Genomic DNA, 18153 nt, shown 5'->3' with positions numbered 1-18153 from the left:
GATGCGGATAGCATTGTCGGGACCATCTTACAATTCTGCTCGACGGATGATTTCGGGAGCAGAAATCAACGATTGAGCCTTCTTGCGCCGCTCAGATTTCGTGTTGTGAGGCGGGCTTAGCTTTGTTGGGCGATGTTTTCGTCGAACTTGATCGATTCTCCGCAGCCACAGGCATCGACGACGTTCGGGTTCTTGAATTTGAAGCCGGCTTCCAACAACGACACTTCGTAATCGATCTCGGTTCCGAACAGGAACATCTGAGCCATTGGAGCAATCATGATGCGTGCACCATCCTGCTCGACGACTTCGTCATGAGGATCTGCCTGATCGACATACTCCATGGTGTATTCCATGCCTGCACAGCCGCCTTTCTTGACACCAATGCGCAAACCAGCGTGACCGCCTGAATTCATCAGGCGGGTAATCTGCTCTGCGGCTTTGGGTGTCATGGTCACAGCCTGTTTGCCGGGGATGCCGAACATGTAAGTCTCCGTTGTCGCGCGTTACACCCAATCTAGGGTCCAAGCCCCTCGGGCTCAAGGCAATGTGGTGTAAAGAATGTGAATTCGCTGTTAAGCATAATGTTTCCAGGTCGCCGATCCGTTAACTTGCCTTGGTACGGGAGGCGGGGTTAGCATCGATCTTATGAAGTTTTGGAACCCTGCCTGAAATAATATCATGACATGAAGTGGTATAAATATGAATAATTTAGAGTCGAAAGTTAAAGTAAAACTTCTTGCGACCGCACTTTTTTCCGTAAGCGTGTGTGTGATGTCCGTCCAAGCTTGGGCCACGACGGGATCTGAACGGCATCCGGTGAATTGTGCAACGGCAGAAGGGGATTTGCGTGCCATTGCGTCGGAAAAGAAACACGCGGAAGACATGCAACTGGAAAGCATTGCCGCCATCACTCCTGCCGGCGCTCTGCTTGGGCTGGTCACTGGTACCGAGCAAAAAAGACTGCAAATGCTGTCGGGAGATTACATCAAACAACTGGACGCCAGAGCCGCTGAAATCAAGGAAACCTGCAATCTGAATTGACCGCCGTTATGAGAGCGAAAAAAAAGGACCGTTCTCGGGCAAGAACGGTCCATGTTATTGGGCCAGGAATCCGGGGGGCGGTCATAACACACCCAGCCTTCGATACAGCATTCTTCAATGCCAACCACAGGTATTATCTGTCAGGATTGTGACAGGTGCTGCACGAATGCGTGACGAAAATACTAATGTTTCGTGACAGTTGGCTGGGATGAAGTGCCTGGGTTCTACATAAAGCCCAGTTCCAGACGGGCCTCATCCGACATCATCTCCATTCCCCAGGGCGGCTCCCATGTCAGTTCGACATCAACTTCTTTGACACCTGCAACGGGTTCGATTGCCTCGACAATCCAGCCGGGCATGTCGCCCGCGACCGGACATCCGGGCGCCGTCAGGGTCATGATGACCTTCACTGCGTTGTCCGCTGCAATGTCGATCGTATAGATCAGGCCCAGGTCGTAGATGTTGACCGGAATTTCAGGGTCATAAACTGTGCGGCACGCTTCGACCACGGCCTCGTAAAGCGGGTGTTCAATCGTTGACGGCGCAATAAGCGGGGTGCCTTCAAACTGTTCGCTCGGGTGAGTCATCTTTGCCTCGGGTCAGTTGCCTGAGTGATTATATAGGGAATACCTGCAACAGCGTCCAGTAGGGGAGTGACGCTCGGGTGAGCGTCACTATGTCTTAGTCATTGATGTCATGGGTGAAGGTTTTGACCTGGCCGTGGGGCAAGGCGAAGAGCTTGCGCAGGACAAGCCATGCGATCAACGAAAGCACTGCGAAGATCAGCGCGAGAACATGCAACGACATTGTCATACCGGGGATGACGAGGATAAGACCGGTGATCGCGGCTCCGATCGCAAAGCCCAGAAAGATGAACCCGGGCAGAACGATTTCCAGGATCCCCAGTGCCAGCGCGGCTGCCAGCCAGATCCACCAGGTCAGCCAAAAGGGATCAGCCATCATCTACCTCCTTTGAGCATTTTGAACGCATCGCCAAAGGCTTCAAGTGCGTTGGCGGGTACGACGATTGTCTGCTTTCCAGATCCGTTGCCCAGCGCATTAAGGGCTTCAACTTGCTTCAACGCAACCTGATACTGGGCAGCTTGGATGCCATTGTCCTGAATGGCCTTGGCGACGACGCCTGTCGCGTATGCCTCGGCCTCGGCCTGAATGCGTCGTGCCTTGGCGGTTTGTTCTGCCGCGTACAGCTCGGCATCAGCGTGCAATTCGACGGCACGTTTCTGACCTTCGGCTTCGGTCACCTGCGCGCGGCGGGCACGTTCCGCGTTCAGCTGTTGCAGCATGGCATCGCGGGTGGCCTGATCCAGATTTACATCCAGAATTTCGGCCCGGGTGACTTCAATCCCCCAGTCATCCACAGCAGTTTCGACGCTTTCCTGAATGCGTGTGATCAACTGGGCGCGGTTCGACTGTACCTCGTCCAGATCCATTTTGCCGATCTCGGCGCGAACGATACCAGCAACGGTGGTTGCAATCGCACCATCAACATCGCGGATTCGATAGACTGTCTTTTCCGGCTCGAGAATGCGGTAAAAAACAGAGGTGTCGATCTGCACCAGAACGTTATCCTTGGTGATCGCGTCTTGCGTCGCATTCGGCAACTGCCGTTCGAGGATCGAGATCTTGTGGCGGGCGACGTCCAGAAACGGAACAATGAAATTGATGCCAGGGCCAAGCACCGAATGCAGTCTTCCAAACCGTTCTACAACATATTTTTCGGATTGCGGAACGATCTTGATGCCCTTGAGAATAACGATGACCACCAGCACGGCGGCCAGCAGGTAAATGATGTTTGACGAAAGCAGTCCGATGATCTGATCTTCGGTCATTCTGTCCTCTTTTTATTGTGTACAATGGTATACATGTAGGGATTGAGCCGCGGGATTTCAACTCTGGTATGGAGGGAAAACCGCCAGATGCAAACGCCTCAATATGGGAATTTAGCATTGAACTGAACTGCTGTGACTGCTTTGCATCCCGGCTTGTTTGCGGTATCGCGCGGGGATGAAATTGATTATCGATACGGATCCAGGCATCGACGATGCCATGGCGATCGCCTATGCCGCCGCTGCGTCTGAATTTGACCTGATCGGCCTGACCACGGTGTTCGGCAACACACATATTCACCAGTCCAGCCGCAATGCCCGGTTCTTGCTGGATAAGCTGGGTCTGAACCTTCCGGTTGCAGAAGGGGCCTCATTCCCGCTGGGGACTGATAGTCATGCACCGTCTGAACATGTGCATGGCCCGGAAGGGTTCGGCGATTTCACCGAGGTCCCCGAGTTAGGATTAAACCACGATCTTCCGGCCGCAGAGTTCCTGGTTGAGAAGGCCCGGATGTATAAAGAAGAGTTGGTCCTGTGTGCGGTCGGACCGCTGACCAACATTGCCAACGCAATGCGGTTGGACCCGGAATTTGCCGGTAATCTTGGCCGGTTGGTGATCATGGGCGGTGCCGTGTACTGCTCGGGCAACATCACCGAACATGCCGAAGCCAATATATATCATGATGCCCTTGCAGCAGACGAGGTCTTTTCCGCTCCGCCCGAAACGGTTCTGGTTGGTTTGGACGTTACCCTGAAGACGCTGTACGAGACTGCGGATTTCGAAGCCTTGGCGCAAAAATCGCCCGACATGGGATCTTTTCTGCGAGACATCTCTCGCTTCTACCTGAAATTCTACAAAGAAATCGGCGGATTGGAAGGATGCGGCCTGCATGATTCAACCGCTGTGATCGCCTGCTCGCACGGAGCGATGTTCGACATGGTCGAAACCGGGCTGCGTGTTGTGACGGAAGGCGATCGGATGGGTGCGACGCAACCTGACCCGGATCGTCCAGTGGTTCGTGTTTGTCGCGATGTGGATGGGGCAGGGGTCGTGCGTCTGTTTACCAAACGTGTTGCGTCCTTGCCCTGACGGGTTGCAAAGACCGATCGGATCGGGCAAATCCTGCCCGGTTCGGCGATCCGAGGCGATGACATGACCCAGCAATTCTCTTTCGAGCTCAAGGCGGCAGACGGCAAGGCCCGTACCGGTGTTATCAACACACCGCGTGGCGAAGTGCGTACACCTGCCTTCATGCCAGTTGGTACCGCGGCGACAGTCAAGGCGATGATGCCCGAAAGCGTCCGTGCCACAGGGGCCGATATTCTGCTGGGCAATACCTATCATCTTATGCTGCGTCCCACGGCCGAACGGATTGATCGTCTCGGCGGGTTACACAAATTCATGAACTGGGACCGTCCCATTCTGACGGACTCGGGGGGGTTTCAGGTCATGTCGTTGGCCGGTTTGCGCAAGCTGACCGAAAAGGGTGTGACCTTCAAATCCCATATCGATGGGTCGACACACGAGCTGACACCTGAACGGTCAATGGAAATTCAACGCCTTCTTGGTTCCGACATCGTGATGTGCTTCGACGAATGCCCCGCGTTGCCCGCAGATCGTGACCGGATCGCTGAATCCATGCGTTTGTCGATGCGTTGGGCAAAGCGGTCCCGTGACGTATTCGGGGATCGCCCGGGGCATGCCCTGTTCGGTATCATGCAGGGTGGTCTTGAGCAGGACCTGCGTGAAGAAAGCGCCGAGGCGTTGAAGAATATTGGCTTCGAAGGCTACGCCGTGGGCGGCTTGGCTGTGGGCGAGGGGCAGGAGGCCATGTTTGACTGCCTCGATTATGCCCCCGATTTCCTGCCCGTGGACAAGCCGCGTTACCTGATGGGCGTTGGCAAGCCGGATGATATAGTCGGAGCAGTGGCGCGAGGGATCGACATGATGGATTGCGTCTTGCCGTCCCGTTCAGGTCGTACCGGTCAGGTGTTCACCCGCTATGGCGTCGTGAACATCAAGAACGCGCGCCATGCAGACGATCCGCGCCCGCTGGATGAGAAATGTTCATGCCCGGCCTGCGCAAATTACTCACGCGCCTACCTGCACCATGTGTTCCGCGCCAACGAGATGATCTCGGGTATGTTGCTGACCTGGCACAACCTTCATTACTTTCAGGAAATCATGCAGGGCATGCGGGACGCGATTTCTGAGGGCACCTTTGATGCGTGGCAGGCCGAGTTCCATGCGCAACGCGCGCAGGGCGATGTCGAGCCCCTGTAACCGGTCCATTCGGGTGACATTTGCGTGGTTTTTCGGTATCCTGAAACCACTTCAAGCAATGCCATTTTCGTTCGCGACCCGGAGAGTTTTTCATGTTTCGCTTTTTCCTCGGCGCAGTGGTTTTTTGCGCCACCCCTGCAATTTCAGACGTCTGGACTTTTGAAACCCCATCCGAAAACATTCAATGTTCGGTGGGAGAAAGCGCGGATTCATCGGACATCCAGTGCACGATTATTGAAAAATACGGCCCACCAGCGATGCCACGCCCCGCGAATTGTCAAACTGACTGGGGGCATGACTTCCTGATGTTCGATACCGGCCCTGTGGAAATACTGTGCCAGCCGCTAAATCGGAACCAGGACGGATTCGACCGTGCGGAATACGGCGTCACCGGTCGGTTCGGAGGATTTACCTGCAGCTCTTCCACAAAAGGTCTGGAATGTCGCAACCGGGACGGCCACGGGTTTTTTCTGTCTCGGGCGGTGCAGCGGGTGTTCTGACCCTGGAATTGCGCATTGCATACGCATGTCACACTAATTTCGGTGGATATGTCCCCGGGACATCTTGCAGTCCCGAAAACCTCGGTTCATGCTGAGACACATTACATGGCGGTAAGGTTGAAAAAGGGCGATGAGGCCCCACCTTTATCGTCCAAGACAGGAGATGGCCGGATGTTGCCTCGATGAGGGACAAGCGCCATCTTGCCAACGATAAGGATAGAGCATGCAAGAGCCTCTGAACTCCTCATACCCCGTTCTGCCGCTGCGCGATATTGTGGTGTTCCCGCATATGATCGTGCCGCTCTTCGTGGGCCGAGACAAATCCGTCCGCGCGCTGGAAGAGGTGATGCAGGACGACAAACAAATCCTGTTGTCCAGCCAGATTGATCCGGGCGTCGATGACCCGGATGAGGACGGTATTTACCGGTCCGGCGTTCTGGCCAATGTGCTGCAACTGCTGAAACTGCCCGATGGCACCGTCAAGGTGCTTGTCGAAGGGCAAGCGCGCGTACAGATCACCGAGTTTCTTGAAAACGAAGAGTTTTTCGAAGCGCGGTCGGAATATCTGACCGAGATTCCGGGAGACGTTACCACGACCGAAGCCCTGTTGCGCACCGTCGCGGACGAGTTCGAACGCTATGCCAAGGTGCGTAAGAACATCCCCGAAGAAGCGCTGACGGCGGTGGGTGAAACCACCGAGCCGGCAAAACTGGCCGACCTTGTGTCGGGCCATCTGGGCATCGAGGTCGAACAAAAGCAGGACCTGCTGGAAACGCTCAGCGTCAGCGAGCGGCTTGAAAAAGTCTATGGCCTGATGCAGGGCGAAATGTCGGTTTTGCAGGTCGAGAAAAAGATCAAGACCCGTGTCAAATCCCAGATGGAGAAGACCCAGCGAGAGTACTATCTGAATGAGCAGATGAAGGCCATTCAGAAAGAGCTTGGCGATGGCGAGGATGGCAGCAATGAAATTGCGGAGCTGGAAGCCAAAATCGCTGAGACCAAGCTGTCGAAGGAAGCGCTGGAAAAGGTGGAAGGCGAGCTGAAGAAGCTCAAGAACATGTCGCCCATGTCGGCCGAAGCCACGGTTGTACGCAACTATCTGGACTGGATTCTGTCTTTGCCGTGGGGTACCAAATCCCGCGTCAAAAAGGACCTGGCGCGCGCGCAAGACATTCTGGATGCCGATCACTACGGCCTTGAGAAGGTCAAGGAGCGGATCGTTGAATATCTGGCCGTTCAGCAGCGTTCGAAAAAGCTGAAAGGCCCGATCATGTGCCTCGTGGGCCCTCCGGGCGTGGGTAAAACCTCGCTTGGTAAGTCCGTTGCGCGGGCGACCGGGCGCGAATTCATTCGTATCAGCCTGGGTGGCGTACGTGACGAATCCGAGATCAGGGGGCACCGCCGGACATATATCGGGTCGATGCCCGGGAAGATCATTCAGGCGCTGAAAAAGGCGAAAACCACGAACCCTCTCATTCTGCTCGATGAGATCGACAAGATGGGGCAGGATTTCCGTGGTGATCCGGCTTCGGCGATGCTGGAAGTGTTGGACCCGGAGCAAAACAGCACGTTCATGGATCACTACCTTGAGGTCGAATATGACCTGTCCAACGTGATGTTCCTGACCACGTCCAACAGCTACAACATGCCAGGGCCACTGCTGGACCGGATGGAGATCATTCCTCTGGCCGGCTATACCGAGGACGAAAAAAGAGAGATCGCCAAGCAACACCTGATCGCCAAGCAGGTCAAAAACCATGGTCTGAAAGCCAAGGAATTTGAACTGACCGATGAGGCGCTGCAAAAGATAATCCGCACCTATACCCGCGAGGCTGGTGTGCGGAACCTCGAGCGTGAAATCGCCAAGGTGGCACGGAAGTCGCTGACCAAGATCATCAAGAAAGAGGCGGAAACCGTTACGGTCACGCCTGAAAACCTTGATGAGTTCCTGGGTGTGCCAAAGTTCCGTTACGGTCTGGCCGAGCAGGACGATCAGGTTGGTGTCGTGACCGGTTTGGCCTGGACCTCGGTTGGGGGCGATCTGCTGCATATCGAGGCACTGAAGCTGCCCGGTAAGGGTAGGATGAAGACAACCGGTAAGCTGGGCGATGTGATGAAAGAGTCCATCGATGCGGCTTCGTCTTATGTGCGGTCGATTTCTCCCAAGATCGGAGTGAAGCCGCCGCAGTTCGACAAGATCGACATCCACGTGCACGTGCCCGATGGCGCAACGCCCAAGGATGGTCCGTCGGCGGGTCTGGCGATGGTGACATCCATCGTGTCGGTTCTGACAGGTATTCCTGTTCGTAAGGACATCGCCATGACGGGCGAGGTCTCGTTGCGCGGGAACGCAATGCCGATTGGGGGTTTGAAAGAAAAACTGCTGGCTGCGCTGCGCGGTGGTATCAAGACGGTCCTGATCCCGGAAGAAAACGAAAAGGATCTGGCGGATATCCCTGACAATGTGAAGGAGGGATTGAAGATCATCCCGGTCAAGCACGTCTCGGAGGTTCTTGAGCATTCTCTGGTTCGTACACCGGAACCTATTGAATGGGACGAAGCGGCCGAGGAGGCCGCTGCAGCGGCAGCGGCCTCTTCTGACGCGACGGTGCCATCAGCCACTGCACATTGAGCAGACAGGTTGGATGAATGAAAAAGGCGGGGCAATTGCTCCGCCTTTTTACAATCCAATTACGGGTTTCTTTGGATCAATTACCTCTTCTTCAGATATGTATTCATTGAACTTTTCCGGTGACAGTGCTGAGCGAACGGCAAGAACGAAAACGAACGATGAAAACAGGACGCAAACCAGAATATCCCATCCAAACGGAATTTGCTTCAACGATCCGGTTCCAAATTGTCCTAGGAACGAGATCAGCCCAAGACCAGCAAAATAAGGCATCAGCCACAAGGCTTCGGTGACGTCCATTTCGTCTAAACTATTTCGGAACCGGACGAGCAACAGAACCTTCCCAACGATCAGCGCGATGCCAAGCCGCCAGACCGTGTCCCATCCGCTCCAATAGACGATGAGTGTGGCAATGGCGAATGCCGACAGCGCAACAAGGCGAACGGCCGGTATGCGGATCGACCGAGGATGGTCGGGTAAAAGATCCCGCAGACAAACCACCGCAACCGGTCCGACAGCAAATGACAAGACGATGGCCGCACCGTTCAGGGCAATAACAGTGGTAAAAGGCACCGTTAGCAGGAACAGCGTTCCAATCAGAAAGTTCAGTGCCAGCGCCCATAACGGGACTCCAAAGGACGACAGGGCCTTCAATCGTTTGGGCAGGAACCCGTTTTGGGAGAGGGCGAGGGCGATACGCGCGTTCGATCCGGTTGAAACCAGCCCATTGCCGAAGGGGCCTATTACAGATCCGACATTCAGCAGGCTCAGAAACCACACCAAGCCGACGGATGTGATTACTGCGTCCAGAGGGCCTTCGCCACCAAAACTCAGTTGTGCCCACCCCTTGGAAAGCATGGATGGGTCGAGCGCGCCGATGAAAGCCACTTGCAAACCAAGGTAAATGGCGGCGCACAGGACAATCGACAATATCAAAGCGGCCGGAATGGCAAACTTCGGATTTCGAACTTCGCCAGCCATATCTACCACATGGCGAAAACCAATGAACGAAAAAATAATCCCTCCAGTGGAAACAGCGGCCATGATTCCTTGCAAACCGTAGGGGGCAAATCCATCTGGTCGCGAGAAGTTTTCAACCTTGAAGCGACTTGCGATAAGCAAAACGGACAGAACCACAGGTATAGCGATCTTTGCCCAAGTAAGGACCGCATTAACACGCGTGAAGAACTTGACCCCAAGTGCATTTACCGCAACGAACAGAAGCATGAAAACCAACGCGACGAAAACGCCTGCTCCGGTCAGATCGCCCGTCTCAGCCGTATGCAGCCAAGGCGCATAGGGCGCGAGGTATTTCAGCATGGCCTCAACTTCAATTGGCGCTGTAGTGTTATAGCCGATCCAGGCCGTCCACCCCATGGCCATCGACACGATGTTGCCATGCGAAAACTGTGGCACGCGCGCAATCCCACCCGGAATGGGAAGCATGGCGGAAATCTCGGCGAAGGTGATTGCCAGTATGAACATGGCAACCGCGCCAATAATCCATGAGATTACAGCCGCCGGCCCCGCGTGCTGAACCGCAAGTAGGGGGCCAAATAGCCAGCCCGACCCTATGATTCCCCCAACGGAAATGAAGGTCAGTCCTAATAGGCCGATGTCTCGCTTTAACCCCGTCATGATGACCTCGGCCTCCGCGTATGGCCAATTATTGGGCCAAATAGGTCACGATAGTCGCCGAAATCCCAACGTGGCAAGCCCGCTGGTTCTAAGCAAAGAATTTAAAAGGAGATGGTGGGTGATAAGAGATTTGAACTCCTGACATCTTCGATGTGAACGAAGCGCTCTACCACTGAGCTAATCACCCATGACACGCGGTCATAGCTTTCCAAAGAGTGCGTCGCAAGTGAAATTGACAAGCTCGCAAGGGCAAAAAACGCCTCGTGAACAAAAATCTGGATTCTGACAAAAAACTGCAAAACGCCGCTTGACGCTGCCCCACCGTAGCCATAATACACCCAAACGTTCAGCAATGAACATGCAGCGGGCGGTTGTAGCTCAGATGGTTAGAGTACCGGCCTGTCACGCCGGGGGTCGCGGGTTCGAGCCCCGTCAACCGCGCCACCGCTGCCAACCTTGGTCCAGGATAAAGGCCATGAAATAGATGCGCGGTTGTAGCTCAGTTGGTTAGAGTACCGGCCTGTCACGCCGGGGGTCGCGGGTTCGAGCCCCGTCAACCGCGCCATTTTCTTCTCAAAAACACCTGTTGATCAGAAAGTCTCGCGTTGGACTGGACGATACCATGACCATAGTTTGATTTGGTCGGCGAAAATCTGTACGTTCACTAAATGTTCTAACTTTTCTGTTGGAGACTCGGGCAAGCTCGCCTATCTCTTAACCACTTGTTTGTTGGGGGCCGGAAATGGCTGAGCTGAAGAATATAGAGGTGCGCGGCGCGCGCGAGCATAACCTCAAGGGCATCGACGTCGATATCCCTCGGGATCAGTTGGTGGTCATCACAGGCCTGTCTGGTTCGGGCAAGTCGTCGCTGGCGTTTGATACGATTTATGCTGAAGGCCAGCGCCGTTACGTCGAAAGCTTGTCCGCCTATGCGCGGCAGTTTCTCGACATGATGGAAAAGCCCGATGTCGATCATATCAGTGGTCTGTCCCCTGCGATTTCGATTGAACAGAAAACGACCTCCAAGAACCCACGTTCGACTGTGGGGACCGTTACCGAGATCTACGATTATCTGCGTCTGCTCTTTGCGCGCGCGGGCACGCCGTACAGCCCGGCCACTGGCCAGCCGATCGAGGCGCAGCAGGTACAGGACATGGTCGACCGCATCATGACGATGGAGGAGGGCACGCGCGGCTATCTGTTGGCCCCGATTGTGCGTGACCGCAAAGGTGAGTACCGGAAGGAATTCCTGGAGCTTCGCAAGCAGGGGTTCCAGCGCGTGAAGGTGGATGGTGAGTTCTATGAGCTGGATCAGCCCCCGAAGTTGGACAAAAAATACCGTCACGACATCGACGTTGTGGTCGACCGTCTGGTTGTTCGTGATGGGATGGAGACGCGTTTGGCCGACAGCCTGCGCACCGCTCTGGATTTGGCAGATGGGATAGCAATACTGGAAACGGCACCCCGTGAGGGTGATCCGGAACGGATTACGTTCAGTGAAAACTTTGCCTGCCCGGTCAGTGGTTTCACCATTCCCGAGATTGAACCACGTCTGTTTTCGTTCAATGCGCCATTCGGAGCCTGCCCGGATTGTGATGGGTTGGGGGTAGAGCTGTTCTTTGACGAGCGTCTCGTAGTGCCGGATCAAACGCTGAAGCTGTACGACGGGGCCTTGGCGCCATGGAGGAAAGGCAAGTCTCCGTATTTCCTTCAGACAATCGAAGCCATCGCGCGCCATTATGAGTTTGACAAAAACACGCCCTGGAAAGACCTGCCCAGCAATGTGCAGCAGGTGTTCCTGCGGGGCTCGGGCGATGAGGAAATCCAGTTCCGCTATGACGAAGGCGGACGGGTGTATCAGGTGACGCGCAGTTTCGAAGGCGTGATACCGAATATGGAACGGCGTTATCGCGAAACCGACAGCGCGTGGATACGTGAGGAATTTGAGCGGTACCAAAATAACCGTCCATGCGGCACCTGCGAAGGGTATCGTCTGCGGGCCGAAGCCTTGGCAGTGAAGATCGCCGGGCTGCACGTCGGTCAGGTTGTCCAAATGTCCATCCGCGAAGCGCTGGCCTGGATTGAGGATGCCCCGAACCACCTGAGTGCTCAGAAGAATGAGATTGCCCGCGCAATCCTCAAGGAAATTCGAGAGCGCTTGGGATTTCTGAATAACGTTGGTTTGGAATACCTTACGCTGTCTCGTTCAAGTGGAACGCTGTCTGGCGGCGAAAGTCAGCGTATTCGTCTGGCAAGCCAGATCGGCTCGGGCCTGACCGGGGTTCTTTATGTATTGGACGAGCCCTCTATCGGCTTGCATCAACGTGATAATGACCGGTTGCTGGATACGCTCAAGAATCTGCGGGATCAGGGCAACACCGTGATTGTTGTCGAGCATGACGAGGAAGCCATCCGCGAAGCAGATTATGTGTTCGACATCGGCCCCGGTGCGGGCGTGCATGGCGGGCAGGTGGTCAGCCACGGCACGCCCGAGCAGATAGCAGCGGACGCGGCCTCGATCACGGGGCAGTATCTGTCGGGTGTGCGCGAGATTCCAGTGCCCGCCGATCGGCGCAAGGGAAACAAGAAAAAGGTAACGGTCGTAAAGGCTTCGGGCAACAATCTCAAAGACATTACGGCCGAGTTTCCCTTGGGCAAGTTCGTTTGTGTCACTGGTGTATCTGGTGGCGGTAAGTCGACCCTGACGATTGAGACGTTGTTCAAGACGGCTTCGATGCGGTTGAACGGTGCGCGGCAGACACCTGCACCATGTGAAACGATCAAGGGATTGGAGCATCTGGACAAGGTCATCGATATTGACCAGCGCCCGATCGGGCGGACTCCGCGGTCGAACCCTGCAACCTATACCGGGGCCTTCACCCCGATCCGTGACTGGTTTGCCGGACTGCCCGAGGCGAAAGCGCGGGGATACAAGCCGGGTCGTTTCAGCTTCAACGTCAAGGGGGGAAGGTGCGAGGCGTGTCAGGGCGACGGCGTCATCAAGATCGAGATGCACTTCCTTCCTGACGTCTATGTCACCTGCGAAACCTGCAAAGGCGCGCGGTACAATCGCGAAACGCTTGAGATCAAGTTCAAGGGCAAGTCCATTGCGGATGTGCTTGATATGACGGTGGAAGACGCGCAGGAATTCTTCAAGGCCGTGCCATCAATCCGCGACAAGATGGATGCGCTGGCCCGCGTTGGTCTTGGCTATATCAAGGTGGGTCAACAGGCGACCACGCTGTCGGGTGGTGAGGCACAGCGCGTGAAACTGTCCAAAGAACTGTCAAAACGGTCAACCGGGCGAACGCTCTATATCCTGGACGAGCCAACCACAGGTCTGCATTTCGAAGATGTGCGTAAGTTATTGGAAGTGCTTCATGAATTGGTGGATCAGGGCAATACCGTCGTGGTGATCGAGCATAATCTGGACGTGGTGAAAACCGCCGATCATATCATCGACATCGGGCCTGAAGGCGGCGACGGTGGTGGTGAGATCGTAGCCGTTGGTGCACCCGAAGAGATCGCTCAAATCGAACGCAGCCATACCGGTAGATACCTGAAAACCATGCTCAACCCGGATCGAGTGGCGGCGGAGTAGGCGCCTTCAGGCAGCTCTCACTCCACCGCCTGTCCAATCAGCGTTTCTTGGCTGGGCAGGTGCTGATTCCCAACACCGAGTATAGGGGGCATGAATTAAGCAGGCCGGTGACCAACGGCACGACGCCGATCCACATCCAGGTTCCGTATCCCAGCAGAGCGCCCAGAATAAGCGCAATGCCTATTGCAATCCGAAGTGTTTTGTCGATCCCACCCATGTTATTAGTCATCACGAAAGTATCCTCTCCAAAAGGGTATAGCTTTGGGATACTTTATATTCCCTGATAGGAATATGACTTAAATCAACTTCGCCCTCGCTTTTCAAACCGGGGAAGCATGGCGCTGAAATCGCGGCCCAGTCCGTCCTCGTTTTCGACGAATTGTTCGTAAAGTGCAGTCGCGGCCTGTCCCATCGGTGTATCTGCATCAGCACTGTCTGCGGCTTGTTGGCTGAGTCGCAGGTCTTTCAGCATCAATTCGGCTGCAAATCCAGGAGTATAGCCATTGTCGGCAGGGCTTTGTGGCCCTACGCCTGGGGCGGGGCAATAGGCGTTCATCGTCCAACTGTACCCGGATGAGGTGCTGACCACGTCGAACATCTTTTGGCGGTCCAGACCCAATTTGTCGGCCAGGGCAAAAGCTTCACAGGTGGCAATCATGGTGACGCCCAGAATCATGTTGTTGCAGATCTTGGCGGCTTGGCCAGCTCCGGCTTCGCCGCAGTGAACCGCTTTTTGCCCCATGATGTCGAACAGGGGAGCAGCCTTTGCAAAGGCGGCTTCTGATCCACCGGCCATGAACGTCAGGGTGCCACCTGCCGCACCGCCGACACCACCCGAAACCGGAGCGTCAACGAACAGCAGACCAGCGCCGCTGGCCTGTTCTGCGACTACGCGCGCGCTGTCCACGTCAACCGTCGAGCAATCAATCAGAACGGCACCCTTCGCCATGGCGGGAATGATCTGATCTGCAACTGCCCGTAGAATGGCGCCATTCGGCAGCATTGTTATGACAGCATCGGAAGAGGTAACGGCTTCGGTCGCAGTATCGGCCAGCGTAACCCCGTCAACAGTGACGCCCGCGGTGTCGAATCCGAGAACCTGATGCCCGGCCTTTGCCAGATTGGCCGCCATGGGTGCCCCCATGTTTCCCAGCCCTATGAACCCGATCTGCATCTCTTAGTCCTCCTCGAATGTCAGGGTGTCCGCACCCAATGGCTGCAACATTTTCGAGACGGCCACCAGAGGGACGTCCATATCGGGAAACTGCCAGTTCGGGTTGCGGTCTTTATCAATGATCTGCGCGCGGATGCCTTCCAGAAAATCACCGTGCTCCATGGATCGGTGCGTAAAGCGGTACTCCATATCCAAAGCGCGCCGCATGGTCAGAGAGGGACCACGCAGTCGGTGTAACATCTCGATCGTGCAGGCCACGGAAAGCGGTGCATTTTTTCTTATTTTTTCCAGAGCTTTTTGCGCAAACTCGTGATCATCACTGTGCAAGCTGGTCAGGATGTCGCCCAGTGTTTCACCGGAAAAATGCTTGTCGACTTCGGTTTGCAACTTTGCCAATTCGCCATTGGGTGGTGTTCCGGCATGTTCGGCCACCAGTTCAGCATTTCCAGACGCTTCCAGCATTTCGATCAGATCGGACCAACTCGATTGCGGGATGAAATGGTCCGCAAACCCCGCAAGGATCGCGTCCGCAGGTCCCATTCTGAAGCCTGTGGTTCCCAGAAACTCACCCCATCGCCCAGGTGCGAGCGCCAGCATCAGCGTACCGCCAACATCCGGAACCAAGCCAATCGAGCATTCGGGCATTGCAATCCTGGAGCTTTCTCCGACGACGCGGTGGCTGCCATGGCAGCCGATGCCGACACCGCCGCCCATGGTAAACCCCTGAAGAAAACTGATGACCGGTTTGGGATACTCGAAGATCAGGGCATTCAGACGATATTCATCACGCCAGAACTTCTGACCATACTCAAAGTTGCCTTTGGTGCCTGTTTCGTAAAGTTCGGCAATATCACCACCCGCACAGAAGGCTTTTTCCCCCTCGGCGTCCAGAACGATCAGGTCAACGGCATCGTCTTCACGCCAGTTGCGCATCGCTGTGTCGATGGCCATGCACATGTCATAGCTCAACGCGTTCAGCGCATGGGGGCGGGTCAGGGTGATGCGACCGGCACGGCCTGTGGTGCGGATTTCGATGTCTGACATTGGGGCCTCAGCGGTTGGCGAGCAACTGACGCGAAACGATCACGCGCATGATCTCGTTCGTGCCTTCCAGAATCTGATGCACCCGCAGATCGCGCACAAGCTTTTCGATGCCGTAATCTGCAAGATATCCGTAACCGCCATGCAGTTGCAGGCACTGATCCACCACTTTCGATCCGGTTTCAGTCACGAATTTCTTGGCCATGGCGCAGAATTTCGTGGCATCGGGCGCCCCCTGATCCAGTTTCCACGCTGCCTGACGCAGGAAGGTACGGGCGGCCTGCAATTCGATTTCCATATCTGCCAGACGGAACTGAAGGGCTTGGAACTGATCGATGGATTGGCCGAATGCCTTGCGCTCGGACATGTATTGCAGCGTCATATCCAGCCCGGCTTGAGCAGCCCCAAGGGAACAGGCAGAAATGTTGAGCCGCCCACCATCCAGCCCCATCATGGCATATTTAAATCCGTCGCCTTCGGTGCCTACAAGGTTGCCAGCGGGAATTTTACAGTCGTCGAACTGAACCTGCGCGGTCGGTTGGCTTTTCCAGCCCATTTTCTGTTCCAGCGCCCCAAAGCTCAGCCCCGGCGTGCCGTCCTCGACATATACAGTCGAGATCCCCTTGGGCCCATCCTGACCGGTACGCACCATACAAACATAGGCATCGGAATAGCCACCGCCTGAGATGAACGCCTTGGTGCCATTCAACGTATAACCTTCGTTGGTGCGTTCGGCGCGGGTTTTCAGCGCCGCCGCGTCAGAGCCGGAACCGGGTTCCGTCAGGCAATAGCTCAGAACCGTATTCAGGCTCAGAACATCCGGCATGATGCGCGCCTTTAGGTCATCATCCGCGAAATTGTCCAACATCTTGGCGCACATGTTGTGGATCGACAGGAAGGCGGCGACCGAAGGGCAGGCCATTGACAGGGCCTCGAAAACCAGGGTCGCATCCAGACGGGTCAGATTTGAGCCTCCGCTTTCCTCGGATACGTAAAGCGCGCCGAAACCAAGCTCGCCTATCGTTGGCCACAGGGTTTTGGGAATAGTTCCGTCCGCCTCCCACTTGCGCGCAAAGGGTGCGATGTTTTCCTGCCCAAACGCGTGTGCCATGTCGAAAATGGCTGTTTGTTCCTCGCTGAGTGCGAAATCCATGACGCTCCCTCCCGTCGGCAATGAATTGAACGGTTGTTTATTTCTGAATTCTTACAGAAATTTTGCAGGCACAACAATGAGTCGGTTGAAAGGGGCCGGAGGCCGAAAACACTCAGAGGTCGGCGTGAAATTCCTCGATCAGGTGGCGCACGACGGCTTTCCCCGGGTCGTCCCCGCGCGCTGTTGCCTCGGCATGAATACGGCGTTGGCGCGTGGCGGAGGTGCCGTTTTCAGCAATTTGCCTGAGCCGTGCGAGTTCAGTCATCGTGCCGAGGGCCTCGGTGTCTTCAGCCAACAACCCCATAAGGTCGCCGATCAGTTCAGACATGGGCTTGACCGACCGGTCGCCGAAATCAATCAGCCCTTCACCCACGCCGTAGCGTTGAGCGCGCCAGCGGTTTTCACCGATCAGAAAACGATCATATTGCCGCCAGCGCAGGTTGCGGTCTTTCAGGCGGCACAGCATCCGGGTCAACGCCTGCACCAGTGCCGCCAAAGACAAAGTGTGCTCCAGCCGTGGTTGAACATCCATGATCCGTGTTTCCAAAGTTGGGAAACGATGCGAAGGGCGCAGATCCCACCAAATCTTGGTGGTGTCTTCTATGACGCCAAGCTCGACCAGAATACCCGTGGTACGTTCATACTCGCTCCAACTGGCAAAAACTGGCGGCAGCCCGGTGCGCGGCAGGTTGTCGAACACCGTCAGACGGTATGAAGACAGGCCGGTATCCTCGCCGCTCCAGTAAGGCGAAGATGTGGACAGCGCCAGGAGATGCGGCAGAAAGTACGACAGTTGCGGCATCAGGTCGGCCCGAAGCGCAGGGTCTTCGACCCCAACATGAACATGCATCCCGCAGATCAGCATCCGTCGGGCAACACCGCCTAGTGCGTGTTGCAACGCGTCATACCGTTCTTTCCGGGTGTGGTGTTGGTCTTTCCAGTTGGCGAAGGGATGGCAAGAGACGGCGATAGGGGAAAGGTTGTATTCGGCCGCCCGTTTCGACACGCATGACCGCAGCCGCTTCAGATCTTCGCGCGCTGAAGCTACCGTGGTGTGTGGTCTGGTTCCAACCTCTATCTGACATTGCAGGAACTCGGGACTGACCTGACCTTCGAAATCGCTTTGGCAGGCTTCCATCAGCGCTTCGGGGGCTTCGGACAATTGCAGGCTGTCGCGATCCACCAACAGGTATTCTTCTTCGATCCCGAGTGTAAATTCCTGCTGCATGGCGGCCCTCGCAGTTG

General features: G+C 55.6%; 16 protein-coding genes and 3 tRNA genes. 8 read left to right on the top strand and 11 right to left on the bottom strand.

What is annotated here, in order from left to right; translation table 11 throughout:
- Positions 1-116: 116 nt before the first annotated feature.
- Complete coding sequence (locus tag AC2FEB_RS03165) at positions 117-482, bottom strand: HesB/IscA family protein (protein WP_117869088.1); 366 nt, start codon at positions 480-482, stop codon at positions 117-119.
- A 289-nt stretch (positions 483-771) separates the two neighbouring features.
- Between AC2FEB_RS03165 and AC2FEB_RS03160 the strand changes: the two genes are divergently transcribed.
- Positions 772-1041: a hypothetical protein gene (locus AC2FEB_RS03160; RefSeq protein WP_496672110.1), complete on the top strand. Its 270-nt coding sequence runs from the start codon at positions 772-774 to the stop codon at positions 1039-1041.
- 224 nt (positions 1042-1265) lie between these two features.
- On the opposite strand, the gene AC2FEB_RS03155 is transcribed toward AC2FEB_RS03160, so the two are convergent.
- From AC2FEB_RS03155 to AC2FEB_RS03145, 3 genes are all read right to left on the bottom strand, one after another.
- Complete coding sequence (locus AC2FEB_RS03155) at positions 1266-1628, bottom strand: SUF system Fe-S cluster assembly protein (protein ID WP_117869086.1); 363 nt, start codon at positions 1626-1628, stop codon at positions 1266-1268.
- Positions 1629-1722: 94 nt separating this feature from the next.
- The gene (locus tag AC2FEB_RS03150) at positions 1723-2001 is read right to left on the bottom strand and encodes an NfeD family protein (protein ID WP_117872770.1); all 279 of its coding nucleotides are present in this window, start codon (positions 1999-2001) and stop codon (positions 1723-1725) included.
- Positions 2001-2891 (bottom strand): SPFH domain-containing protein, encoded by an 891-nt coding sequence (locus AC2FEB_RS03145; protein ID WP_299643197.1) that lies wholly within the window; start codon positions 2889-2891, stop codon positions 2001-2003. The genes AC2FEB_RS03150 and AC2FEB_RS03145 overlap by 1 nt, the downstream gene beginning before the upstream one ends.
- A 175-nt stretch (positions 2892-3066) precedes the next feature.
- Here AC2FEB_RS03145 and AC2FEB_RS03140 point away from each other — a divergent pair, with 175 nt between their 5' ends.
- The 4 genes from AC2FEB_RS03140 (at position 3067) to lon (ending at position 8304) form a co-directional block, all read left to right on the top strand.
- A complete protein-coding gene (locus AC2FEB_RS03140) occupies positions 3067-3978 on the top strand; it encodes a nucleoside hydrolase (protein WP_496672113.1) in 912 nt (303 codons plus the stop codon).
- A 63-nt stretch (positions 3979-4041) separates the two neighbouring features.
- Positions 4042-5172, top strand: a complete 1131-nt coding sequence (gene tgt / locus AC2FEB_RS03135; RefSeq protein ID WP_496672116.1) for a tRNA guanosine(34) transglycosylase Tgt — start codon at positions 4042-4044, stop codon at positions 5170-5172.
- Between the two features lie 92 nt (positions 5173-5264).
- Positions 5265-5672, top strand: coding sequence for a DUF6636 domain-containing protein (locus AC2FEB_RS03130; RefSeq protein ID WP_496672119.1), 408 nt, complete (start codon positions 5265-5267; stop codon positions 5670-5672).
- A 223-nt stretch (positions 5673-5895) separates the two neighbouring features.
- Positions 5896-8304, top strand: a complete 2409-nt coding sequence (gene lon / locus AC2FEB_RS03125; protein ID WP_299896761.1) for an endopeptidase La — start codon at positions 5896-5898, stop codon at positions 8302-8304.
- 48 nt (positions 8305-8352) lie between these two features.
- On the opposite strand, the gene AC2FEB_RS03120 is transcribed toward lon, so the two are convergent.
- Both AC2FEB_RS03120 and AC2FEB_RS03115 read right to left on the bottom strand, forming a co-directional pair.
- Positions 8353-9939 carry an APC family permease gene (locus AC2FEB_RS03120; RefSeq protein WP_496672122.1) on the bottom strand — a complete coding sequence of 529 codons (1587 nt, stop codon included), beginning with the start codon at positions 9937-9939 and terminating at the stop codon, positions 8353-8355.
- A 112-nt stretch (positions 9940-10051) separates the two neighbouring features.
- Positions 10052-10126: transfer RNA gene (locus AC2FEB_RS03115), tRNA-Val, on the bottom strand.
- 180 nt (positions 10127-10306) lie between these two features.
- On the opposite strand from AC2FEB_RS03115, the gene AC2FEB_RS03110 reads away from it, so the two are divergent.
- The 3 genes from AC2FEB_RS03110 (at position 10307) to uvrA (ending at position 13540) form a co-directional block, all read left to right on the top strand.
- Positions 10307-10383: transfer RNA gene (locus AC2FEB_RS03110), tRNA-Asp, on the top strand.
- A gap of 44 nt (positions 10384-10427) precedes the next feature.
- Positions 10428-10504 (top strand) — tRNA-Asp (locus AC2FEB_RS03105).
- A 177-nt stretch (positions 10505-10681) separates the two neighbouring features.
- Positions 10682-13540 carry an excinuclease ABC subunit UvrA gene (gene uvrA, locus AC2FEB_RS03100; RefSeq protein ID WP_496672967.1) on the top strand — a complete coding sequence of 953 codons (2859 nt, stop codon included), beginning with the start codon at positions 10682-10684 and terminating at the stop codon, positions 13538-13540.
- A gap of 37 nt (positions 13541-13577) precedes the next feature.
- Here uvrA and AC2FEB_RS03095 read toward each other — a convergent pair whose 3' ends face one another.
- The 5 genes from AC2FEB_RS03095 to AC2FEB_RS03075 form a co-directional block, all read right to left on the bottom strand.
- Positions 13578-13769 carry a YgaP family membrane protein gene (locus tag AC2FEB_RS03095; protein ID WP_117869078.1) on the bottom strand — a complete coding sequence of 64 codons (192 nt, stop codon included), beginning with the start codon at positions 13767-13769 and terminating at the stop codon, positions 13578-13580.
- A 72-nt stretch (positions 13770-13841) separates the two neighbouring features.
- A complete protein-coding gene (mmsB, locus tag AC2FEB_RS03090) occupies positions 13842-14714 on the bottom strand; it encodes a 3-hydroxyisobutyrate dehydrogenase (protein ID WP_496672970.1) in 873 nt (290 codons plus the stop codon).
- Between the two features lie 3 nt (positions 14715-14717).
- Positions 14718-15758: an enoyl-CoA hydratase/isomerase family protein gene (locus AC2FEB_RS03085; RefSeq protein WP_496672973.1), complete on the bottom strand. Its 1041-nt coding sequence runs from the start codon at positions 15756-15758 to the stop codon at positions 14718-14720.
- A 7-nt stretch (positions 15759-15765) separates the two neighbouring features.
- On the bottom strand, positions 15766-16908 hold the full coding sequence (locus tag AC2FEB_RS03080; protein WP_496672975.1) for an acyl-CoA dehydrogenase family protein: 1143 nt from the start codon (positions 16906-16908) through the stop codon (positions 15766-15768).
- Between the two features lie 112 nt (positions 16909-17020).
- On the bottom strand, positions 17021-18136 hold the full coding sequence (locus AC2FEB_RS03075) for a carboxylate-amine ligase (RefSeq protein ID WP_117872769.1): 1116 nt from the start codon (positions 18134-18136) through the stop codon (positions 17021-17023).
- Between the last annotated feature and the right edge of the window lie 17 nt (positions 18137-18153).

The organism is Ruegeria sp. YTSC106, from assembly GCF_059609765.1.
This window is presented reverse-complemented; position numbering and strand designations above follow the sequence as displayed.